Origin of the sequence: Candidatus Igneacidithiobacillus taiwanensis, assembly GCF_031962545.1 — a bacterium.
GTDB classification, from domain to species: domain Bacteria; phylum Pseudomonadota; class Gammaproteobacteria; order Acidithiobacillales; family Acidithiobacillaceae; genus Igneacidithiobacillus; species Igneacidithiobacillus taiwanensis.
The window spans coordinates 1-21,449 of the sequence record NZ_JAVRKK010000020.1 but is presented as its reverse complement, the minus strand read 5'-3'; the positions used below and the strand labels follow the sequence as shown (position 1 = coordinate 21,449).

Sequence of the window (21,449 nt, the reverse complement as noted above, 5' to 3'; positions counted from 1 at the left end):
CGGCACGATCATAGAGGAGCAGGAAGTGGATAGTTACAACGCGCATCCGCGCCAGGGAGACAAACAAAATTCAGCCTTTTTTGAGGAATGGTTGCCGCGACTCCTCGAGGAGCGGGACCGCCTCGGTCTCACCGACAATATCGGGCGTATCGATGCGCTCATGATCACGCTGGAGCCTGGGCACTCGGCGGCCTACATCCGCGAGCTTTGTCTGATGACTCCCTATAACTACTTGGTCACTCTGGATACCGATCAGCATTCGACGCATATCCTGCGTATCGATATGAATGCGCCAGACATTCTCGTGCGTGAAGTAAAAAACCCTGATCTGCGAGGAATTTTCCGCAGTTTGAATGAGGTCTACCCCATCGGTTCCAAAAAACCGAATTCGCGCTACATGGGGGAGATTTTCCAGGTACAGAATCTGCACGAAGTACTGGAGATTCAGAAGGCGCGCGAGGTGCGTTTTTTCAATCAGGAGCAGATTCGTCAGATGGAATTGCCGGGCAACATGGCCATCGTCAAGCCCTCACCCTACACTCACAACATCGTCGGCTATTGGGAACGGCCGGATGATCACATTCGCGTCTATTCCCTCGGCAACTCGCGGATCGATCCAGAGATGCAGGCAGCCTTCGAGGCGGCGCAGGATTTGCGAGAACAAGTCGGCATTGCCGATCTCTTATTGCCCATCGATCATCTCGCAACACGCGTTTATAGCCAAAATCGCGAGGTAGCCATCCTCGAGTATCTCAACCTGTCGAGCTATTACTACTGGGGTTCCTACGATATTCCCGACCAGAATTCGTCCACCAACGTTACCAAAAGCCTACATTATGAGGATGTTCTGCAAAGTCCGGCCAAGGTCTTTACTGCCGCCAATCATCCCTATTTTTGCAATCATCTCTTGCAGATTCCCTCACCAACCGAATCCTTTGTGCGCAATTTTGGTCCCCGTCTGCACCACATTGCGGTCGCGGTACGCGATGGACAAAGCGAAGGCAAAACCAATATCGATTATGTGGTTTCGCGCTTGGCCGAATGCGGCCAAAAATTCCTGTTGCAGGTGATCGGCTCAGAGCAGGAGGGATTGAAACAGATTTTTTCCCGCGCCTCGGAGCATACTTCGCTCATTATCGAGTACGTGCAGCGCTTTCACGGTTTTCAGGGATTTTTTACGAAGGACAATGTGGCCGACTTAACGGCAGCTGCAGGGGTCGAGGAAAGCCTGCGGAGTTTGGAACAGGAAGCAAGGCGTTAGTGCGGTGCGGGGGAATCCCCCGCACCATCGTGCTTACACCCAGCTGTCGTCGTCGCTGCCAAGGCCGAGGTCGCCGCTATCGTTACCCCAGGAGGTATCGGTCATACCGAAGTCGTTTTGATCGGTGCCAGACTGGGCGTCGTTGCCCTCATGCTTGCCAAAGAGGCTGCCGGCCAGGGCGTTTCCCGCCGCCATTCCGGCACCGATGCCAACGCCGGTGGCAATACCCGAGGCAAGCCCGGAACCTATGCCACCTGCGCCCGGCGTGGGACCGGCACCGTAAGGCCCGGGATAATTGGGATTTCCCTGCCCCGGGAAGCCACCGGGAAAGCCCTGCGGCTGCATCTGCCGGTAGGCCATGGCTTGCCGCCGACGACGCATAAACCAAGTAATACCCGCAATGAGGGCAATTAGCCCTAAAAACCAGCCAAGTGCGGAACCCAAGTGGGATTTCTGGGCAGCAACCGGCGCGCTCTGCTTGCTGTGCTTTTGCAATTGCTGCTCAAAACTAGCCAGCGCCTTGGGCTGCACAAAAGAAAGGCTGGGATCGAGTGTTTTTGCCTTGGCCAGGGCCGCCGCCGCCTCCTGCCACTTACCCTGTTTGGCGAGCAAACGCGCCTCGAGGTACTGCGCCTGCGCCGACTTGGGGTGCGCCGCCAAGACCTCCGACAGCTGCTGCTGCGCCTGGTCATAGTGGCCGCTTTGAATGGATTGGATCACCTGCGGGACCGAGGGCTCTGCCATGGCCAAAGGCGCCAGGAGGCTCAGACTGCAGGCGGTAATTCCGACCAGCAAGGTACGACGAATCATGCTACGCTCCTCAGTAATACCATCAAGTTTAGACTGAGGATAATATGCGTACGAAAGCGTCAAATTGCAAGGGACTACATCGTTTGTAACCATTCATTTTCGATTGACACCCTAAGCTCGATTACGCATTATACCGAACGGTCGGTCATATTCCGGAGCCTCCTCCTATGCCGTTTTCCTCGCCCCGCCGTCGTCTCATTGCGCTCAGCGTGCTCATTGCCCTGAGCCTTTCCGCTTGCAGCTTCGAACCCAAGCTGCGCGTGCCGAACGCGCCCAAGGACAACACTCCTTATACGGCCAAGGGGAACCCCGAGGGGACGACGGCGGCCGCGGGGCCAGCCGGCGTTGCGCAGTACTTCAATTACGGCAAGAGCCTCGATCAGGAGTGGTGGAAATTGTTTCACTCTCCAGTCCTCGACAACTTGGTGGAGACTGGATTGAAGAATAGCCCAACCGTAGCCCAGGCGCGGGCGCAATTGGAACAGGCGCAAGCGGTAGAGCGCGTGAATGCCAGCATCTTTTACCCGCAAGTGAATGGTAGCCTGCAAGCGAACCGTTCGAAGGCGTCGGCCGCGGCCTTTGGTAGAGGCACGGGCGGCTTTCGCTATTCTTTGGTCACCGGCAGCTTAAATGTCTCGTATTATCCGGACATTTTTGGTGTCAATCGTCTAGTCTATAAAAACAGTAAGGCCTTGGTGGACTATCAGCGTTGGGAACTAGAAGCCGCACGCCTGACCCTGTCGGGCAACATCGTCAACACTGCCATCGATATCGCGGCGACCCGGGCGCAGATCCAGGCCACGGAGGAAATCATCGCCCGCGAGAAAAAACTCCTACATCTTACGCAACTGCAATACCAAGCAGGCGCCATTGCCGATAACACGGTAGTCACCCAGGCCAGTGAACTTGCGTCGCAGGAAGCCAAGCTGCCACCCCTGCAACAGCAACTCACAGTCTACGAACACCAACTTGCGACCCTGCTCGGGGAGTTCCCGGGCGAGGCCGCGATTCCAACCCTGCAGATGGACCAAATCACCCTGCCGAAGGATATCCCCGTCAGTTTGTCTTCCACCTTGGTCAAGCAGCGTCCCGACATTCAGGCGGCTTTGGCACAAATGGAAGCTGCCAATGCCACCATCGGCGAGGCAAACGCGCAGTTTTATCCCACCGTACAATTGAGCGCCGCCATTGGCTCGACCGCCGCACATCCGGGGCTTTTCTTTGATCCAATCAGCAGTATTTGGAGCCTGGTCGGCAGTCTTTCGCAGCCAATTTTTCAGGGTGGCAAACTGCGCGCCCAAGTATCAGAAGCCAAGGCCGCTTACGAAGTCACTTATCAGAGCTATCGCAGCACCGTTCTCGGCGCCTTTAGCCAGGTTGCCAACGCCCTACGTGCACTGCAGCGTGACGCCGAGACCTTGCGCGCGCAGCAGACCGCCTATGAGGCCGCGCGCCGCTCCCTGCAGCTGAGTGAGGCCAGTTACCGTAGCGGTGCTAGCGACTATTTGACCTTGCTGACTAGCGAGATTCAGTACAACGCCGCAAAAATTGCCGTAGTCCAGGCGGAGTCGCAACGCTATCAGGATACAGCAGCCCTCCTCGTCGCCTTGGGCGGCGGTTGGTGGCATGACCCCGGCAAGGGGGCACCAAAGTTGCCCGAGGCCAAACCCGTGCAAACAGCAACGCATTGAATATATTCCCTTACTCCCCCGGCACTTTCTGCTCCGGAGATTTGAAATGAAGAAAGCCTACGCTATTGTCATCATTGCTCTGGTCATTCTGTTTGGCGGCATCTTCGGCTTCAAGGCCTTCGTCAACCACATGATCGCCAAGGCCATCGCCAATTCACCCAAGCCGGTGTTCTCGGTAAATGCCGCGCGGGTACGAGAGCAGCTCTGGCATCCGGAGCTAGAAGCCGTCGCTAGCCTTGCAGCGGTGCAGGGTACGGAAATCAGCCCGCAGATTGCGGGCAATGTTACCGCCATCCATTTCCATTCCGGATCGTACGTGCAGGCCGGGCAGCTGTTGGTACAAATCGACAATAGCAACCAGCTCGCGCAGTTACAGGTTGATCGCGCCAATCTGCACCTTGCCGAGGTTAATCTTCATCGCATCGAAACCCTGATCCGGGACAAAGCGGCAAGCCAAGCGCAGCTCGATCAGGCGCGGGCCACCTATGCCGTCGACCAAGCAGCAGTGCAAAATGACGAAGCCACCCTACGCAAGCTGGCCATCACCGCTCCTTTCAGCGGTTACATCGGCATTCGCAAGGTCAATGTCGGGCAGTATGTCACACCGGGCACAGCCCTTGCCGATTTGCAGTCGTGGAATCCGCTCTACGTCAACTTTACCCTGCCGCAGGCCGATCTACCCCTGCTACAGCTGGGCACGCCTATCCATTTCGTTTCCGACGCCACGGGCACGCAAGTCTTTCAGGGTAAGATTACCGCCTTGGGTTCTGCCATCAACCCGCAGACACGCCAAGTCGAAGTACAGGCCACCCTCGATAATCCGCACAACCTGTTGCGACCGGGAATGTTTGGGCAAGTGACCGTAGTGCGCAACGAAGAGCAGAAGGTGCTCACCGTGCCGGTTTCGGCCATCACTTACAATACGTACGGTAACTTCGTGTATGTAGTGGAGAACAAGACAGTGGATGGCAAAACCAGCCAAGTCGCTGTACAGCGGGTGGTCCACACCGGAGAGGAGCGTGATGGACAGGTAGCCATTCTGCGTGGTCTCAAGGCCGGTGAACTCGTGGTTACCGCCGGTCAGGTCAAACTCACCAACGACGCGCAAGTCAGCGTCGCCGCGCACTGAGGCCGCCCATGCGATTCACGGAAATCTTCGTCCGCCGACCTGTAATGGCCACGGCTTTGAACCTGGTGATTTTTCTGCTGGGGTTACATGCCTTCTTGATGATGACGGTGCGTCAATATCCGGCGCTGACCAATACGGTAGTGACCATTACCACTGCCTACCCAGGCGCCAGCCCTGCGACCGTGCAAGGTTTCGTCACCACGCGCCTGTCGAAGGTCATCGCCAGTGCGCCGGACATCGACTACCTGACTTCGAACAGCTCCGAAGGCGTGTCGACGATTACCGTGTACATGAAACTGGACACACCACCCAGTTCCGCCCTGGCCAACATTCAGGCCAAGGTGCAGCAGGTAACCGATCAGCTACCAACGGGTAGCCAGCTGCCGGTGATCAATGTTACCGTCGGTAGCACCACCGATCTGATGTACGTGGCCTTCTACAGCAACTCTCTGAATCAGCAGCAGATCACCGACTACTTGCTGCGTGTGGTGCAGCCGCAATTGGCCACGGTGCCTGGGGTGGGAGAGGCACAGATCCTGCCGCCTGGCGCAGGTAATGGTAATACCTATGCCATGCGCATCTGGCTCAATCCGCAGAAGCTGGCAGCCTTGAATATCACGGCGGCGCAGGTGGCCACGGCGTTGCAGAGCAACGACTTTATTTCGGCGGTTGGTCAAACCCGGGGCAAGACGGTACAGAACACCATCGTTGCCACCACCAACCTGCACAATGTTGCGGAATTCAAAAATCTAGTGGTCGCAAAGTCGGGCAATACGCTTATTCGCCTGAAAGATGTGGCGCAAGTTGAGCTCGGCGCGCAAAATTATTCTTCGTATGCCTTCTTTGACGGACGCCCAGCGGCCTTCATCGGCATCCAGGAGTCACCCTCGGCCAACTCTCTCGATGTGGCCAGCGGCGTCAAGGCAGCCCTAAAAAATATCGACCGTGCCCTTCCTCCCGGCTTGCACGAGGCCATCCCCTATGATGCCAGCGTCTTCATCAAAGCCTCTCTGGATGAGGTGCTGCTAACCATTGGCATCACCCTGGCCGTGGTACTGTTGGTCATCTTCCTGACTCTGGGCTCGTGGCGGGCGGCGGTCATCCCCGGCGTTGCCATCCCCTTGTCCATTGTTGGCGCTGGCTTGATCATGTGGGGCCTGGGGTACTCCATCAATCTGATCACTCTGCTCGCTTTCGTTCTCGCCATTGGTTTGGTGGTGGATGACGCCATCATCGTGGTCGAGAATGTGCATCGCCATATCGACGAGGGGCGCTCGCCCTTCGATGCCGCCATAATGACCGGACGGGAGCTGGGTTCAGCCATCGTCGTCATGTCGACGACCTTGATTGCGGTATTTGCGCCCATCGCCTTCATGGGTGGGCTGACGGGCAGTCTCTTTGGCGAGTTTGCCTTTACCCTGGTGGCGGCGGTCTTGATCTCCATGATCGTTGCCCTGACCCTGTCGCCCATGCTTGCCAGCAAAGTGTTGCGGCCAACCAAGAAGCACGGCTTCGAGCACTTTATCGATGCTCGTTTCAGTGCCCTGAGCCGGTTTTATGATCGCCTACTCCGTGGCAGTCTGAACTATGTCCCGGCCACCCTGCTCTTTGCGGCAGTAGTCTTTGCCAGCATTTATTTCCTGTTTACGACCTCCAAATCGGAGTTGGCGCCCCAGGAAGATCAGGGAATCATTTTCTCTGCCGGCACCGGTGGACCCACCATCACGCCCGATGCCTTGGTGGATTATGGCAAACAGATTCTGCATGTTTTCAACCAGTATCCCGAAAAGGCGGCGACCTTCATGGTGACCGGGATCTCGACGGGCAGCGGTGCTGCTACCAATAGTCTCTTTGCGGGACTGCGCCTGAAGCCCTGGAGCGAGCGTAGCACCACCGCCATGCAATTGCAGCCGAAGATCCAACAGGCTTTGCAGTCGGTAACGGGCCTGCAGGTGGCTTCCTTTTTGCCGCCACCCCTGCCGGGGTCTGCAGGCGGTCTGCCAGTGCAGTTCGTCATCCAAAGTCCGGGAAGTTTCAGAAAGCTCGACCAAGTGGCAGACCAGGTGATTGCCGCTGCCTACAAGAGTGGCTTGTTCTTTTACGTAACAAAAGATCTACGCATCGACAATCCAGAAGTGGTGCTCAAGATCAACCGCAACCTGGCCGGCAACTTGGGTATCAGCATGGCGAGTATCGCCCAGGATCTGCAGCCGCTCTTGGGGGGCAACTACGTCAACCGTTTCGATATGGAAGGACGCAGCTATAAGGTCATTCCGCAGGTGCCGGACCGTTTCCGCGCCGATCCAGGCATGCTCAAGCGCTACTACATCAGCACCGCCAGTGGTGCCTTGGTGCCCCTCTCCACCGTCGTCAGTATCGAGACGCGCACGGAACCACAATTCTTGCCGCAGTTCGATCAGCTCAATGCCGCCACCATCCAGGCGGTACCCAAGCCCGGCGTAAGCATGGGCGAGGCCTTGGGCTTTTTCCGGCAGGCGGCGGAGAAGGTTATGCCGAGTGATTACCAGCTCAACTACGCTAGTCAGTCGCGGCAGTATATGCAGGAGAAAAGCGGCCTGCTGGTCACCTTCCTTCTCGCTATCCTGCTGATTTATTTGCTGCTGGCGGCGCAGTTTGAAAGTTTCCGCGACCCGCTCATCGTTTTGATCACGGTGCCGATGTCGATCAGTGGTGCGTTGATCTTTATCAGCCTGGGGTTAGGCTCCATCAACATCTATACCGAGGTGGGCTTGATTACCCTCATCGGGCTCATTGCCAAGCAGGGTATCCTCATCGTTCAGTTTGCTAACACGATCCAGCTAGAGGAAGGCCTGGATAAGCGTGCGGCGGTCGAGAAGGCATCGAGTATTCGGCTACGGCCGATCTTGATGACTACCGCAGCTATGGTGCTTGGCGTATTGCCCTTGGTTTTTGCTACGGGCGCCGGCGCCGTGTCTCGCTACCAGATGGGCTTGGTCATTAGCACTGGTCTCGGCATTGGCGCCTTGTTCTCGCTCTTTGTGGTGCCCGCCATGTACATGGCGCTGGCAAAGGATATCCGCAACAAGCGCGAGCAACTCCTGGGCGGGGACACACCCGCCTAAGCCACGGATTTTTGCCGACTTCGATCAGCGCCGCCAATGCGGCGCTTTTTTGTGTCCGCTGGCTGGCTCCGCAAGCGCGCCGCCCCAAGCTTACCCCCAACACCCCCACATTCTTCTGCTATAGTAAATGCATCACCGGATTCTCTTATATCTTTACTGGTAAGACGTCCTGGGTATCCGGTGTGCGCCCCGAGCAGGTGTAGAAATTGTCTACACTTGAGGGGCAATGGCTGGCAGAGGAGAAGGATGCCGTGCAAACGCAATCCGCAGCATCGCCACAAAAACCCGTACTCTTGGTGATTTTTGATGGGTTTGGTCTCAACCCCAACCGCGCCTTCAATGGCTGGGCGCAGGCGCGCACTCCGCATCTAGACCACTACTTTGCGAGCTTTCCGCATACTGCCTTGCAGGCCTCGGGGCGGGCAGCAGGCTTGCCCGACGGGCAGTTTGGTAATTCCGAAGTCGGCCATCTTACCCTGGGCTCCGGTCGGGTGCTGCTCCAAGATTTGGTGCGTATCTCCGATAGTCTCGACGATGGCAGCTTTACCAAGATTCCCGCCTGGGCGGACTTTTTGCGCGACCAAAAACGGCTCCATCTCGTGGGCATGGTTTCCGACGGCGGCGTGCATTCCCAGATCGACCACCTGCTGCAGATTCTGCCCCTGGTGGTGGCGGCGGGCGTCGAACCCATCGTGCATATGATCACCGATGGTCGCGACACCGCACCCCAGTGCGCCGATCAATATGCGCAGGCAGTGCTGGATTGTCTGGCGAGCCTGGGGCGTGGGTGCATCGCAACCGTCTGCGGGCGCTACACGGCAATGGATCGAGCCGGTCATTGGGACCGCACCCAGCAGGCCTGGGAGGCTTTGATCAAGGGCCAGGGTGCCGTGGCAAATGACCCTGTGGCCGCCATTCATGCGGCATGGAAGCGCGGCGAGACCGACGAGTTCATCCAGCCCACGATTATTGGTGACCCGCGACAACACCGCATCGCGCCCCATGAGCCTGTCTTTTTCTTTAATTTTCGCTCCGACCGTATGCGGCAGCTGAGTGCCGCCGTAGGGATGCCGGAATTTCACCATTTTGATCGCGATGGCGAGGGCGCCCGCCCCGTGCTCTGCATGACTTCCTACAACGATGAATATCCTTTCCCTGTGCTCTTTCCACCGCAAGTCCCCAAACAGGTGCTGGCGGAACTCATCAGCGACGCTGGATTGCGGCAGTTCCATTGTGCCGAGACGGAGAAATATCCTCATGTGACCTATTTTTTCAATGGGGGGCGAGAGGAACCCTTTCCGGGAGAGGACCGTGAGATTATCCCCTCGCCACAGGTGGCAACCTATGATCTGCAGCCGGAAATGAGCGCGGCACAGGTAGCCGATCGGGTCATTGCCGCTCTCGAAAGCCGCAACTATGCCTTTGTGCTGGTGAATTTTGCCAATGGCGACATGGTCGGCCACACCGGCAAGATCCCCGCCATTCTGCGCGCAGTGGAGACCCTGGATCTGCAGTTTCATCGGGTCGTGCAGGCGGCAATAAAGGCGAGCTTTACGGTGCTGCTAACCGCCGACCACGGCAACTGCGATGAAATGGTGGACCCGGTAAGTGGTGCGCCGCATACCCAGCACACCGTCTACCCGGTGCCCTTCCTGTACATTGGCGAGCCTGCCGTTTCCCTAGGCATCGGGCGCGGCATTGCCGATGTCGCGCCCACCGTGCTGCAACTACTGGGGCTACCCCAACCCCCGGAAATGACTGGCCATTCTCTCATCCTGCCACAGAAACTCTAGGGATTCTCACGGAGTATTACCATGACTGCCAATCAACGCCTCCAGGAAATTCAACAGGTTCTTGATCGCCTGAAAGAAGACTATCCCGCCGAGATCAACGCGTTTCTCGGTTTTATGGGTAAGGCCGAGGGTAATCCGGCCCTCAGCACCCTCGAGAAGGAACTGATCAATCTCGCCCTCTCCGTTGCTGCCCAATGCGAGTGGTGCATCGCCCTGCATTGCCGCGGCGCGTTGGCCGCCGGTGCCAGTCGCGATGCCATCATGAGCGCCGCTTTTCAAGCGGTGCTCATGCACGGCGGGCCGGCCCTCATGTACCTGGTTCCCCTGACCCAAACCTTGGATGAATTACTGGCGGAGGCTGCCCATGGATAGATCGCAAATGCAGGGTCTGTTGCGCGATATGCTGCGTGCTCGCGCCTTTGAGGAGGCAGCGGCGCAGGGCTATGCCGAAGGCAAGATTGCTGGATTCCTGCATCTGTATCCCGGCGAGGAGGCCGTTGCCGTTGGGGTGCTGCATGCGGCGGAACCCGGTGACTATGTCGTCAGCACCTACCGCGAGCATGTCCACGCCCTAGTACGCGGCATCCCCGCGCGCCAGATCATGGCGGAATTGTATGGCAAGAAGACCGGGATCAGTGGTGGCATGGGCGGTTCGATGCACCTCTTTGATCGGGAAAGACGATTTCTTGGGGGCTATGCCATTGTCGGCGAGACCTTCCCAATTGCCCTCGGAGCGGGCTATGCCGTGGCCTACCGGCGCTTGCCGGAAGCGGTGATTTGCTTCTTTGGCGACGGCGCCGTCAACCAAGGGACTTTTCACGAAAGCCTCAACATGGCCGCTCTCTGGAAACTGCCGATTCTGTTCGTCTGCGAGAATAACCACTACCAGATCGGCACGGAAATCCATCGCCATTCCGCCATTGTCGACGTCTACAAGCGGGCCTGCGCCTATGGCATCCCTGCCGAACAGGTGGATGGCATGGAAGTGCTGGCCGTGCATGCCGCGGCGCAACGCGCCTTGGAGCGGGTACGCAGCGGCGATGGCCCGCAGTTTCTGGAACTGACCACCTATCGCTTCCGTGGGCATTCCATGGCCGACCCCGGCAGCTATCGGCCAGAAGCAGAGGTAAAGGCCTACGAGGCCGCCGATCCCATCGCCGCTGCCCTCCATGAGTTCCAGCTACGCTACCCAGGTGCGGCAGACTTGGCCGCTGCCGGCAACGATTGCCTGCAACGCTTTACCGACCATTGTTGCCAAGAGGGTCATTTGGACGAAACGGCGCTCGCGCGCCTACAAGCCGAGGTACAAGCAGAAATCGAGGATGCCCGGCGCTTTGCCGAGGAGAGTCCGGAGCCGAGCATGGAAGAGGCGCGGGCCATCCTAGCGCGCAACCATCGGCTGGAAACCGTAGTGGAGGCCCAAGCATGAGCGAGATTCTCTATTGGCAAGCCTTGAATCAAGCCCTAGATGCGGAACTTGCCGCCGACGATGCCGTCTTTACCCTGGGCGAGGATGTCGGCCTCTATGGCGGCACCTATCGGGTCAGCGAAGGGCTAATGGCCAAATATGGCGAGTGGCGGGTACGCGACACGCCCATCTCTGAAAATAGCTTTACCGGGCTAGGGGTGGGTGCAGCCATGCTCGGGCTACGCCCGGTGGTCGAAATCATGACCATCAACTTTGCGCTCTTTGCCATGGATTCCCTGGTCAATATGGCAGCCAAGATCCCGTTCATGTCTGGCGGTCAATTTCCCATGCCGCTGACCATTCGTATGCCCGGCGGTGTTGCTCGGCAGCTAGGGGCACAGCATTCGCAGCGCCTGGAGTCGATGTTCATGAACGTGCCTGGGCTTCGCATTGCCGTGCCCAGTACACCGCAAGACGCCTACTGGCAGCTACGGCAGGCCATCCGCAGTGATGATCCGGTGATCGTTCTGGAGCACGAACTGCTCTACTTCAGCAAGGGCGAAGTGGACACCCATGCCAGCGCGCCGCCCCTCCATCAGGCGCTGATCCGCCGCCCGGGTCGGGACCTTACTTGCATCAGCTATTCGCGTATGGTCCCCCTCGCCCTGGAAGCTGCGCAAGCGCTGCATGCCGAAGGCGTCGAAATGGAGGTCATCGACCTGCGCAGCCTCTCGCCCATCGACTGGGCCACCTGTGTGGAATCGGTGCTGCGCACCCATCGCTGCCTAATTGTGGAAGAGGACTGTCGCTTTGCCGGTGTTGGCGCCGAGCTTGCTGCCGAGTTACAGGAGCGCTGCTTCTACCAGCTCGATGCACCGATACAGCGGGTGGCCGGGCTCGATCTACCAACCCCCTTCAACGCGAAACTCGAGGCGGCGAGCATTCCCCGGCAGGAGGACATCCTCAAGGCTGCTCGTGCCCTGCTCAACTTGCCGCAAGGAGAATCGTGATGAAGCAAGCCATCCTGATGCCAGTGCTTTCCGATACCATGCAAACGGGGCGGCTGACGCGCTGGAACAAGTCCGTGGGCGATCCCGTCCACAAGGGGGAGGCGATTGCCGAGGTGGAGACCGACAAGGCGATTCTCGACGTCGAGGCCTTTACCGACGGCTTCCTTGCAGGTCCCTTGGCACCGGTAGACGAAGACATCCCGGTGCGCCAACCCATCGCCTATCTGGTCGACAACCGCGAAGCAGCGCTGGCAGCGGATGATGGTACTGCAACAGCAGAGAAAGCATCGGAAGCCGCTCCGGCGAAAACAGCAGCCAACCAGGCGCCCGCAGATACGACGCCAAGGGCGACGCCGGTCTCGGCCTCGCAAGCCACAGTGCCAACAGGCAAAGAGGATGCTTCTGTGCCAGTCTCCTCGCCACCAGTGGGGACGCAGATACCGACATCCCCACCCTCGCCACCTGCAAAACGGGAAATGTCCACCACCTTCCCAACCTCAGGAAATCTGCCGCGATCTGCCGCCGGTGCCTCTCCCTATGCCCGTGCCCTTGCCCAGGATCTGGGCCTTACTATCGAAGAAATCCAGCCGGGTGCCGATGGGCATATCCATGCCAGCGAGGTTTTGGCGGCAGCCTTGGCACCCCGGCCCGTTGATCTTCGTTATGGTCCGCCGTATCAGATCAGCAAACCCAGCGCCCTGCGCGAGGCGGTTGCCCGCAATATGATCGCCGCAGCGGCAACGCCGAGTTTCCGCATCAGCACGCGGGTAGATTTGTCGCCGCTCCACGAGCAGGGGAAAAGACTCAGATTCAGCTTTACCCTGGCATTGACCCGCGCTTGTGCTCTGACAGTGGCGGAAGACCCCTGGTTCAACGGCGTCTGGACGCCAACGGGCTGGGTTTCGCGCAGTCGGGTAGATGTTGGAATTGCCGTCGATACCGGGGCTGGCCTGATCACCCCGGTGCTGCGCGATGCCGCCTCCCGGCCTCTGGCAGAGCTGGCGGAGTATTGGCGCATTCTCCTCGGTAAGGTCAAAACCGGTCGACTCGCGCCCGAGGACTACCAAGGGGCAAGCTTTTACGTGTCCAACCTAGGCATTTTTGCCGAAGTCGAGGAGTTCGATGCCATCGTACCCGTCGGCGCCTCGGCCATCCTCGCCGTTGCGGCACCGGCGAGCGACGGGCGCACGCAGTTGACCCTGACTTGCGACCACCGCGGAATTTTTGGCGCCGATGCCGCACGCTTTCTACAGCGGCTAAGCCAACGGCTGAAGGATCCCACATGGCTGCAGTGAGCTGGATTCTGACCCTCAACAGCGGTTCGTCGTCCCTCAAATTTGCCCTGTACCGCTGTACTGGGGAGACCGAGGTGCAAGAACTGCACGGTGCCGTAGAACGCATTGGGCAGACGGCTGGGCGCCTATGGATCGAGCGTGAGGGGCAGCGGGTGCGGGATCAGGTGCAGGGCTTTGCCTTGGCAAAGGACGCCCTGCGTGCGGTACTGGAGGCGCTGACGGCGCTCGACTTGGCGCATCCCGATGCCGTTGGCCATCGCATCGTTTCTGGCGGGCCGCAGCACCAGGAGCATTGCCGCATCGATGCCAAACTCGTGCAAGACCTGCGGCGCGCCCTCCCCTTTGCGCCCCTGCATCTACCGGCGGAGATTGCCGGCATCGAGGCCGTTCAGGACCTATGGCCGCAGCTGCCGCAGGTAGCCTGCTTCGATACCGCTTTCCATCGTACCCTGCCGGAAATGGCAGCCCGCCTGCCCCTGCTCCGCGAGTTTTGGCAGGAGGGGATACGCAAGTATGGCTTTCATGGGCTCTCCTACGAATACATCGTCAGTGCCCTGCCCGACCACGGCCAAGCCCCCACCATCATCGCCCACCTGGGCAATGGGGCGAGCCTGGCGGCGATTTGCGATGGCCGCTGCCAAGACACCACTATGGGCCTCACCCCCACCGGCGGGCTGGTGATGGGTACGCGCAGCGGCGACCTCGACCCGGGTGTGCTGCTCTATCTCTTGGCAGAAAAGGGCTACACCACCAAGCGTCTGGAGCACTTGCTCAACCATCAGTCGGGCCTACTCGGGGTGTCGGCCTGCAGTGGCGACATGGAAGAGCTGCTACGGGCACGCGAGCGCAATCCCCAGGCACAGGAGGCCATCGCTCTCTTTGCCTACAGTGCCCGCAAGCATATCGGCAGCCTCGTGGCGGTCTTGGGCGGATTGCGCCGCTTGGTCTTTACCGGCGGTATCGGCGAGCACGCCAGCGCCGTGCGCTGGGCAATCTGTCGCCCCCTCGAGAGCCTTGGTATCCGCCTCGATGCCGATGCCAATGCCGCGGCCAGCAGCACGGCCCGCCGTATTTCGACAGCAGACAGTCCGGTCGAGGTGCTGGTCATCCCCACCGACGAAGACCGCAGCATTGCCCGCCACACCCATCGTCTGCTCATAGAGGCCAGCACCTGATCCGATTGCCTTGGAGGAAGCACCCGTGCCCTATCCCCATTTTGATGCCCTTCTCGCGGCGGTCAGCTCTCTCCCGCCGTTGCCGATTGCGGTGGTCGATGCCACCGAAGAGCACGTGCTGCGTGGCGCCTGCGCTGCCCATGCCAGCGGTATCATCGAACCGATCCTGATTGGCTCCGAAAGCAAGATCCGCTCGCTTCTGAGCACCCTCTGTAGCGAGTATTCCGGCTGCGCAAGCATCGAGATCGTTGCCGCCGAGACGGAAGCAGACGCTGCCGAGAAGGGGGTAGCGATAGTCGCATCCGGGCGCGCTAAAGCACTCATGAAGGGGCATCTGCATACCGATACCTTCCTCCACCCCATCCTTGCCCGGTGCCGCACGGAACGGCGTCTTTCCCATGTCTTCGTTGCCGATATCGCCAGCTACCCCAAGCTGCTCCTCATCACCGACGCGGCCATCAATATCAGCCCGGATCTCCCAACCAAGGCCGCCATCCTGCAAAACGCCATCGATCTCGCAAACATACTCGAGGTCGAGCACCCGAAGGCGGCGGTGCTCTCGGCGGTGGAGGTCATCAACCCCGCCATTCCCTCCACCATCGACGCCGCCTGCCTGGCGAAAATGGCAGACCGCGGACAGATCCTTGGGGCAGAAGTGGATGGGCCACTCGCCTTCGACAATGCCATTTCTGCCGAGGCAGCGCGGATCAAGGGCATCCGCAGCACGGTGGCGGGGGATGCCGATATCCTTCTCGTTCCGGATCTCGTCTCCGGTAACATTCTGGCCAAGGACCTGGAGTACCTGGCCGGTGCCAGCCTGGCAGGCATCGTCCTTGGCGCGCGGGTACCGATCATTCTCAATTCCCGCGCTGATCCGGTGCGTGCGCGCTTGGTTTCGACCGCGTTGGCGGTACTGATGCAACGGGAGGCGGCATCGTGCGCCTGAACGCTCCTTGTCAGCCCATTGCCACCCTCACCCTCAACCCGGCAGTGGATATCTCTTACGAGGTAACCCACCTGGTTCCCGATCAAAAGACCCACGCGTTGGCAAGCCGCTACGACCCCGGCGGTAACGGCGTCAATGTTGCGCGTGCCCTCAAGGAGATCCTGGTTTGCGCGCATAGCTGCTGCATCGTTGCCGGGACCATCGGCGAGCTGCTGCAACACCTGCTCAAACACGAGCTCGACAACCCCCACTGCGTGTCGGTGGAGGGAGAAACCCGCATCAATACCACCATCGTCCAGCAGGAGCCGGCCGAACAGTTGGAAGTGACGGCCACCGGCCCGCGCGTCTCGAGCATCGCGCTCGCCAGTATCACGAAGACCTTTCTCGAGCTCTGCGACAGCGGTATTGGCGTGCTCACGGGTTCCGTGCCACCGGGAGTGGGCGACGATATTTACGCCATCCTCGCAGAGCGGATACAGGCAGCCGGAGGAAAGGCCGTGGTTGATGCCCATGGTCCCCTACTCGCCAAGGCCCTGCCCCAGCATCCCTTCCTCATCAAGCCCAACCGCTATGAGTTGTCTCTTCTCTGCGGCCGGGAATTGCCGACCCTCGAAGCGGTGGCACAGGAAGCCCGCAAGATCCAACAGACCGGGGTGCAGTATGTCTGCGTTTCTTTGGGTGGCGAGGGGGCACTGCTGGTCGGTCCCGAAGGGAGTCATCTCGCTAAGGCACCGCCGGTGCAGGTGCAATCCACCGTCGGTGCCGGGGATTCGATGGTGGCAGGACTGGTAGCGGCCTTCGCCCAGGGAAAACATCCCGCAGAAGCCCTGCGCTTGGGGGTGGCTTGCGGCAGCGCCACGGCTACCCAGCCGGGTACCAGCCTTTGCCGCTATGACGACGTGATCACACTGCTGCAGCAGATTGACGTGCAGGCACTGGATTATTGAGGCCAACGTAGCGCAAGGAGAGACTGGTATGACCGAGCAGCAGACGGATATTTTGATTGTGGGTGGTGGCCCGGCGGGGATGATGGCCGGTATCACTGCCGCTCAGTTCGCCCCGCACAAGAAGGTCTTGGTGGTACGACCCGAGGCTGATGCCGTGATCCCCTGCGGTATTCCGTACATCTTTGGCACCCTGGGCGGCACCGACGAGGACATGGCCGGTCGCGCTCCCCTCCTCGCCGCCGGGGGGCAATTGCAGATCGGGCGGGTAGAGAGCATTGACCGCGGGCAACGTACGGCCATCCTTGCCAGCGGCGACATCATTCATTGGGAGCGACTGGTTCTTGCCACCGGCTCCGAAAACTTCATCCCGCCCATTCCCGGCACCCAGCTTGCCGGGGTTTTCAGCATTCAGAAAGACTACGAGGCCCTCGACCAACTCTTTTCTACCTTGATTCCCGGCATCAAAACCCTGGCCATCATTGGCGGCGGCTTCATTGGGGTGGAATTTGCCGATGAAATTCGCAAACGCGGCATTGCGGTGCACATCATCGAGATGCTGCCCCATCTGCTGCAAGCCGCTTTTGATCTCGATGCCTGCACTGCCGTGGAAAAGCAACTCAGCGAGCACGGAGTACACATCCACACCCATTGCAAGGTGGAGGCCCTGCTGCCCGACGCCGCCGGCAACAAAGTGGCGCAGGTGCAGATTGCCGGCCAGCCACCCTTGGCCGTGGATGCAGTACTGATCGCCATCGGCACCCGCCCCAATGTTACCTTGGCCAAGGCCATGGGCCTTACCCTGAGCCGTTCCGGGGGCATTTGGGTCGACGCCTTTCAGCGCAGTCGCGAAGACCACGCCATCTTTGCCGTTGGCGATTGTGCCCACAAACAGGATTTTTTTACCCGCAAGGCGAGTCACGCCATGATTGCCTCGCAAGCAGCAGCGGAGGGTCGGATTGCCGGCATGAACCTCTACGGCCTGCGCGAACTCCGCCACAGCGCCGGGTCGGTGAGTGTCTATGCCAGCGAAATCGATGGTCTGGCCTTTGGCGTAGCCGGCCTGACCCAGCAGCAGGCAGAAAGCGAGGGCTTTCCCATTCTCGTCGGCGAGGCCCGCCTGCCCGATCATCATCCCGCCTCCATGCCCAATACTCAGGAGGTCTACTGCCGGGTGATTTTTGCTGCCGATTCTCTGCAACTGCTGGGTGCGCAGGTTTTGGGTGGGGCGACCACCGGCGAGTTGGTCAACACCATGGGCCTGGCCATCCAGATGCGGGCGACCGCCCCCGACATCGCCAGTATGCAGTTTGGCAGCCAGCCGCGCCTGACCCCTTCCCTGCACCCCCTGGTGGCCGCCACCGGCGACGCCCTGCGCCGCCACTACGCCCACCTGCACCCCTGTGTCGAATGAGCAAGGAGACCGCGATGAAGACCCTACTGCAAGCCCCCATCGGAATTTCGGCCGACGCCGAGCGCCGCTGGGAAGAAAACTATCGGCTGGTTACGCAAGATTCGGGACGCCTCTTTTTGATGGCCGGTGACCAGAAGGTCGAACATCTCAACGACGACTTCGTGGGCGGGACCGCAGCCGACGACGACGCCGATCCCGAACACCTGTTTCGCATTGCCAGCGCCGCGCCCATTGGCTGCTTTGCAGCGCAACTCGGCCTCATTGCCCGCTATGGTCGCGACTACCCGCAGATACCCTACCTGCTCAAACTCAACAGCAAGACGCACCTCGTCAAGACTGCCGAGCAAGACCCTCGCAGCCTGCAGTGGCAGAGCATGGCACAGGTGCGCGATTTTCTGCGCTACAGCCGTATCCGCGTTGTCGGGGTGGGCTACACCATTTATCCGGGGTCGATCTACGAGGCAGAGATGCTGCGCGAGGCCGCGCAATTGGTGCATGATGCTCACCAGTTGGGCCTACTGGCAGTGATTTGGGCCTACCCGCGCGGTAAGGCGGTAGGACCACGAGAGCAGGATCCGCATCTGATTGCCGGGGCGGCGGGGCTGGTCGCCTGCCTGGGCGCGGACTTTGCCAAAGTGAATCCGCCCCTGGACGCCGACGGTAAGATGGACGCCAAGCTGCTTGGCGAGGCGGTAGCTGCCGCCGGGCGCACCCGGGTCATCTGCGCCGGCGGGTCGGAAACGACCGCCCCGGAATTTCTCCAACGCCTGCAAGACCAGTTAGAACTCGGCGGTACCGCTGGCTGCGCCACGGGCCGCAACGTCCACCAGCGCTCCCTACCCGAGGCCGTGCGCTTTTGCACTGCCGTGCACGCCATCGTCGTCAAGGGCCAAACGGCAGAACAGGCCAGCCAGTTGCTCGAAGGTCCGACCCCGTGATCCAGCTCCCCAGCCATCACAGCAAGATCGTCTGCACCATAGGCCCCGCCTCGGATGCCCTACACACCCTCGAGGCGATGCTGCATGCCGGTATGAATGTGGCCCGCCTCAATCTCGCCCACGGCACCCCGGCAGAACACGAGGCACGCATTGCCCGTATCCGCAAGGCGGCCGAGAAAACCCAGCGGCGGGTTGCCATCCTGGCCGACCTACCGGGCCCCAAAATCCGCATCGGCACCTTGCCGGCACCGGTGCAGCTACGCGCCGGCAGCCAAGTTCGCCTTGCTCCGCAAGCGGCAGGCACCGCCGAGGAAATCCCTCTCGAGTTACCACCCCTCTCCCGACCGCTGCAACAGGGCGACCGCATCTTTCTGAATGATGGCTTCCTCGAGTTACGTGTCGAGGACGTGGACGAGGCCGGCCTACACTGTCGCGTCGTGGTCGGCGGCACTCTGCTCTCGCACAAAGGGGTGAATCTGCCCGAAATTTCCCTGCAAGGGGGTGCCGTAACCAGCGAGGATCGGAAACTATTGGCCTTTGCCCTGCAGGCCGGGGTCGATGGCCTGAGCGTTTCCTTCGTCGAGACGGCAGACGATCTCGCTGCCGTACGTCGGGAAGCGCAGACCCTGGGGTTCCAGCCCTTTCTCATCGCCAAGATCGAACGCGCCCGCGCCTTGCGCCAGCTCGACAGCATTTTTCACGCGGCCGATGGCATCATGGTGGCGCGCGGCGACTTGGGGGTGGAAGTGCCCATCACCGAAATCGCGGCGCTGCAAAAACGCCTCATCCGCAAGGCACGCGCCCTGGGGAAGCCGGTCATCACCGCCACCCAGATGCTCGAATCGATGGTGCACAACAGTCGTCCCACCCGCGCCGAAGTTACCGATGTGGCCAATGCCATCCTCGATGGCACCGATGCGGTCATGCTCTCGGAGGAATCGGCCATGGGCGATTTCCCGGTGGAGGCCGTTCGCACCCTGGCGGAAATCGCCCGGGTGACCGAGGCCAGCCGCGAGGAACTCCACGCCCTCGAGCACGATTTTCCGGAGGCGCCAACGGTGGAATCGGTAATTGCCCGCAATGTCTGGCAAAGCACACTGCAATTGCAGCCGCAGTGGGTCGTCACCCCCACCGAAACCGGCGCCACTGCTGCACGCATCGCCCGCTACCGCCTGCACACCTGGATTCTTGCCTTTAGCCCGCATCTTGGCACTTGCCAGCGTCTCTGCCTGCACTACGGCGTGTTTCCGGTGCAGCTGCCCAGCCCCGCAGACTCCTGGGCCGCCGCTGTGCGGCGCTGGTTTGTCGAGCATGGCCTCAGTGCCGGGCGGATCATCCTCACCCAAGGGCCAAGCAAAGGGCACCCGGGCGGCACCAATCGCTTGGAAATCCTCTGCCTCGACCACCCCACCGAACTCTAAAAGGAGCCATCATGAACGCCTACATCCAAGACATCATCGCCCGCGAAATCCTCGATTCTCGCGGCAATCCTACCGTCGAAGCAGAGGTACTGCTCAGCAGCGGCCAGCGCGCTCGTGCCGCCGTGCCTTCCGGCGCCTCCACCGGCAGCAAGGAGGCCATAGAACTGCGCGACGGCGATCCCGCCCGCTTTGGCGGCAAAGGCGTGCGTAAGGTCATCGAGCACATCGAAGAGGTGCTAGCACCCGACCTGATCGATCTCGACGTGCGCGACCAAAAGGTGATCGACGACACCCTGATTGGCCTCGATGGCACCAACAACAAGGGCCGCCTGGGGGCCAATGCCCTGCTTGCCGTCTCCATGGCCTGCGCCCGTGCCGCCGCCGATGCCGTCGATCTGCCCCTGTTTGCCTATCTGGGCGGACCCGGCGCCACGCGCCTGCCGGTGCCCTGCTTCAATGTCCTCAACGGCGGGGTACATGCCCACTGGCAAGGTGCCGATTTTCAGGAATGCATGCTGGTGCCCTATGGGGCCGACAGTTTCCGCGAGGCTCTGCGCTGGGGGGCGGAGATCTATCATGCCCTGCAGGCCGAACTCCTTGCCAAGCACCTACCCGTTGGCATTGGCGATGAGGGTGGCTTTGCGCCTGCCGTTCTCTCCAATCATGAATCCTATGATCTTTTGCTGGCCGCCATCGGTCGCGCCGGCTTCACTCCCGGAAAGGACTGCGGCATCGCCATCGACGCTGCCGCCTCGGAATTTTTTCAGGACGGCAAATACCAACTGCGTACGGAAGATCGGGAACTCAGCAGTGCCGAGATGATCGAGTACTATGCCGACATCGTGCGCAATTATCCGGTAGTCCTGCTCGAAGACGGCTTGGCCGAAGACGACTGGGAGAACTGGAAGCTACTCAACCAGCGGCTCGGCGCCGAGATTGAACTCGTGGGCGATGACATCTTTTGCACCAATCCGCAGATCATCCAGCGCGGCATCGACGACAACATTGCCAATGCCGTACTGATCAAACTCAATCAGATCGGGACGGTGACCGAAACCCTTGCCGCCGCACGCCTGGCACAATTCCATCACTGGGGGGCCTTTGTTTCTC

At 60.2% G+C, this 21,449-nt stretch carries 17 protein-coding genes; 16 read left to right on the top strand and 1 reads right to left on the bottom strand.

The features are described from left to right. Positions 1-25 precede the first annotated feature (25 nt). Positions 26-1,261, top strand: a complete 1,236-nt coding sequence (locus RTI30_RS04780) for a hypothetical protein (protein WP_312261011.1) — start codon at positions 26-28, stop codon at positions 1,259-1,261. 33 nt (positions 1,262-1,294) lie between these two features. Here the strand turns inward: RTI30_RS04780 and RTI30_RS04775 are convergent, their stop codons facing one another. Then, positions 1,295-2,071, bottom strand: a complete 777-nt coding sequence (locus RTI30_RS04775; RefSeq protein WP_312261009.1) for a tetratricopeptide repeat protein — start codon at positions 2,069-2,071, stop codon at positions 1,295-1,297. A 167-nt stretch (positions 2,072-2,238) separates the two neighbouring features. Here RTI30_RS04775 and RTI30_RS04770 point away from each other — a divergent pair, with 167 nt between their 5' ends. From RTI30_RS04770 to eno, 15 genes are all read left to right on the top strand, one after another. Continuing rightward, entirely contained in the window at positions 2,239-3,762 is a 1,524-nt protein-coding gene (locus RTI30_RS04770) for an efflux transporter outer membrane subunit (protein ID WP_312261007.1), read from the top strand. Between the two features lie 46 nt (positions 3,763-3,808). Continuing rightward, a complete protein-coding gene (locus tag RTI30_RS04765; RefSeq protein ID WP_312261006.1) occupies positions 3,809-4,891 on the top strand; it encodes an efflux RND transporter periplasmic adaptor subunit in 1,083 nt (360 codons plus the stop codon). 8 nt (positions 4,892-4,899) lie between these two features. Beyond that, positions 4,900-7,995, top strand: a complete 3,096-nt coding sequence (locus RTI30_RS04760) for an efflux RND transporter permease subunit (RefSeq protein ID WP_312261004.1) — start codon at positions 4,900-4,902, stop codon at positions 7,993-7,995. Positions 7,996-8,201: 206 nt separating this feature from the next. Then, complete coding sequence (gene gpmI, locus RTI30_RS04755) at positions 8,202-9,788, top strand: 2,3-bisphosphoglycerate-independent phosphoglycerate mutase (protein ID WP_312261002.1); 1,587 nt, start codon at positions 8,202-8,204, stop codon at positions 9,786-9,788. Between the two features lie 21 nt (positions 9,789-9,809). Next, positions 9,810-10,160, top strand: coding sequence for a carboxymuconolactone decarboxylase family protein (locus tag RTI30_RS04750; protein ID WP_312261000.1), 351 nt, complete (start codon positions 9,810-9,812; stop codon positions 10,158-10,160). Further along, a complete protein-coding gene (locus RTI30_RS04745; RefSeq protein WP_312260998.1) occupies positions 10,153-11,217 on the top strand; it encodes a thiamine pyrophosphate-dependent enzyme in 1,065 nt (354 codons plus the stop codon). Before RTI30_RS04750 ends, RTI30_RS04745 begins: the two co-directional genes overlap by 8 nt. After that, positions 11,214-12,206, top strand: a complete 993-nt coding sequence (locus RTI30_RS04740; protein WP_312260996.1) for an alpha-ketoacid dehydrogenase subunit beta — start codon at positions 11,214-11,216, stop codon at positions 12,204-12,206. Before RTI30_RS04745 ends, RTI30_RS04740 begins: the two co-directional genes overlap by 4 nt. Then, positions 12,206-13,501 (top strand): dihydrolipoamide acetyltransferase family protein, encoded by a 1,296-nt coding sequence (locus RTI30_RS04735; RefSeq protein ID WP_312260995.1) that lies wholly within the window; start codon positions 12,206-12,208, stop codon positions 13,499-13,501. Before RTI30_RS04740 ends, RTI30_RS04735 begins: the two co-directional genes overlap by 1 nt. Next, positions 13,489-14,676 (top strand): acetate/propionate family kinase, encoded by a 1,188-nt coding sequence (locus RTI30_RS04730; protein ID WP_312260994.1) that lies wholly within the window; start codon positions 13,489-13,491, stop codon positions 14,674-14,676. Before RTI30_RS04735 ends, RTI30_RS04730 begins: the two co-directional genes overlap by 13 nt. Positions 14,677-14,701: 25 nt before the next feature. Then, positions 14,702-15,622 (top strand): bifunctional enoyl-CoA hydratase/phosphate acetyltransferase, encoded by a 921-nt coding sequence (locus tag RTI30_RS04725; protein WP_312260993.1) that lies wholly within the window; start codon positions 14,702-14,704, stop codon positions 15,620-15,622. Further along, a complete protein-coding gene (locus tag RTI30_RS04720; protein ID WP_312260991.1) occupies positions 15,613-16,569 on the top strand; it encodes a 1-phosphofructokinase family hexose kinase in 957 nt (318 codons plus the stop codon). Before RTI30_RS04725 ends, RTI30_RS04720 begins: the two co-directional genes overlap by 10 nt. 28 nt (positions 16,570-16,597) lie before the next feature. Further along, positions 16,598-17,980 (top strand): FAD-dependent oxidoreductase, encoded by a 1,383-nt coding sequence (locus RTI30_RS04715; RefSeq protein ID WP_312260989.1) that lies wholly within the window; start codon positions 16,598-16,600, stop codon positions 17,978-17,980. Positions 17,981-17,994: 14 nt separating this feature from the next. After that, positions 17,995-18,918: an aldolase gene (locus RTI30_RS04710; protein ID WP_312260988.1), complete on the top strand. Its 924-nt coding sequence runs from the start codon at positions 17,995-17,997 to the stop codon at positions 18,916-18,918. Continuing rightward, positions 18,915-20,339 (top strand): pyruvate kinase, encoded by a 1,425-nt coding sequence (gene pyk, locus RTI30_RS04705; RefSeq protein WP_312260987.1) that lies wholly within the window; start codon positions 18,915-18,917, stop codon positions 20,337-20,339. The genes RTI30_RS04710 and pyk overlap by 4 nt, the downstream gene beginning before the upstream one ends. Positions 20,340-20,350: 11 nt before the next feature. Further along, the coding region (gene eno, locus RTI30_RS04700; RefSeq protein WP_312283385.1) for a phosphopyruvate hydratase at positions 20,351-21,449 on the top strand (1,099 nt) is incomplete at its 3' end.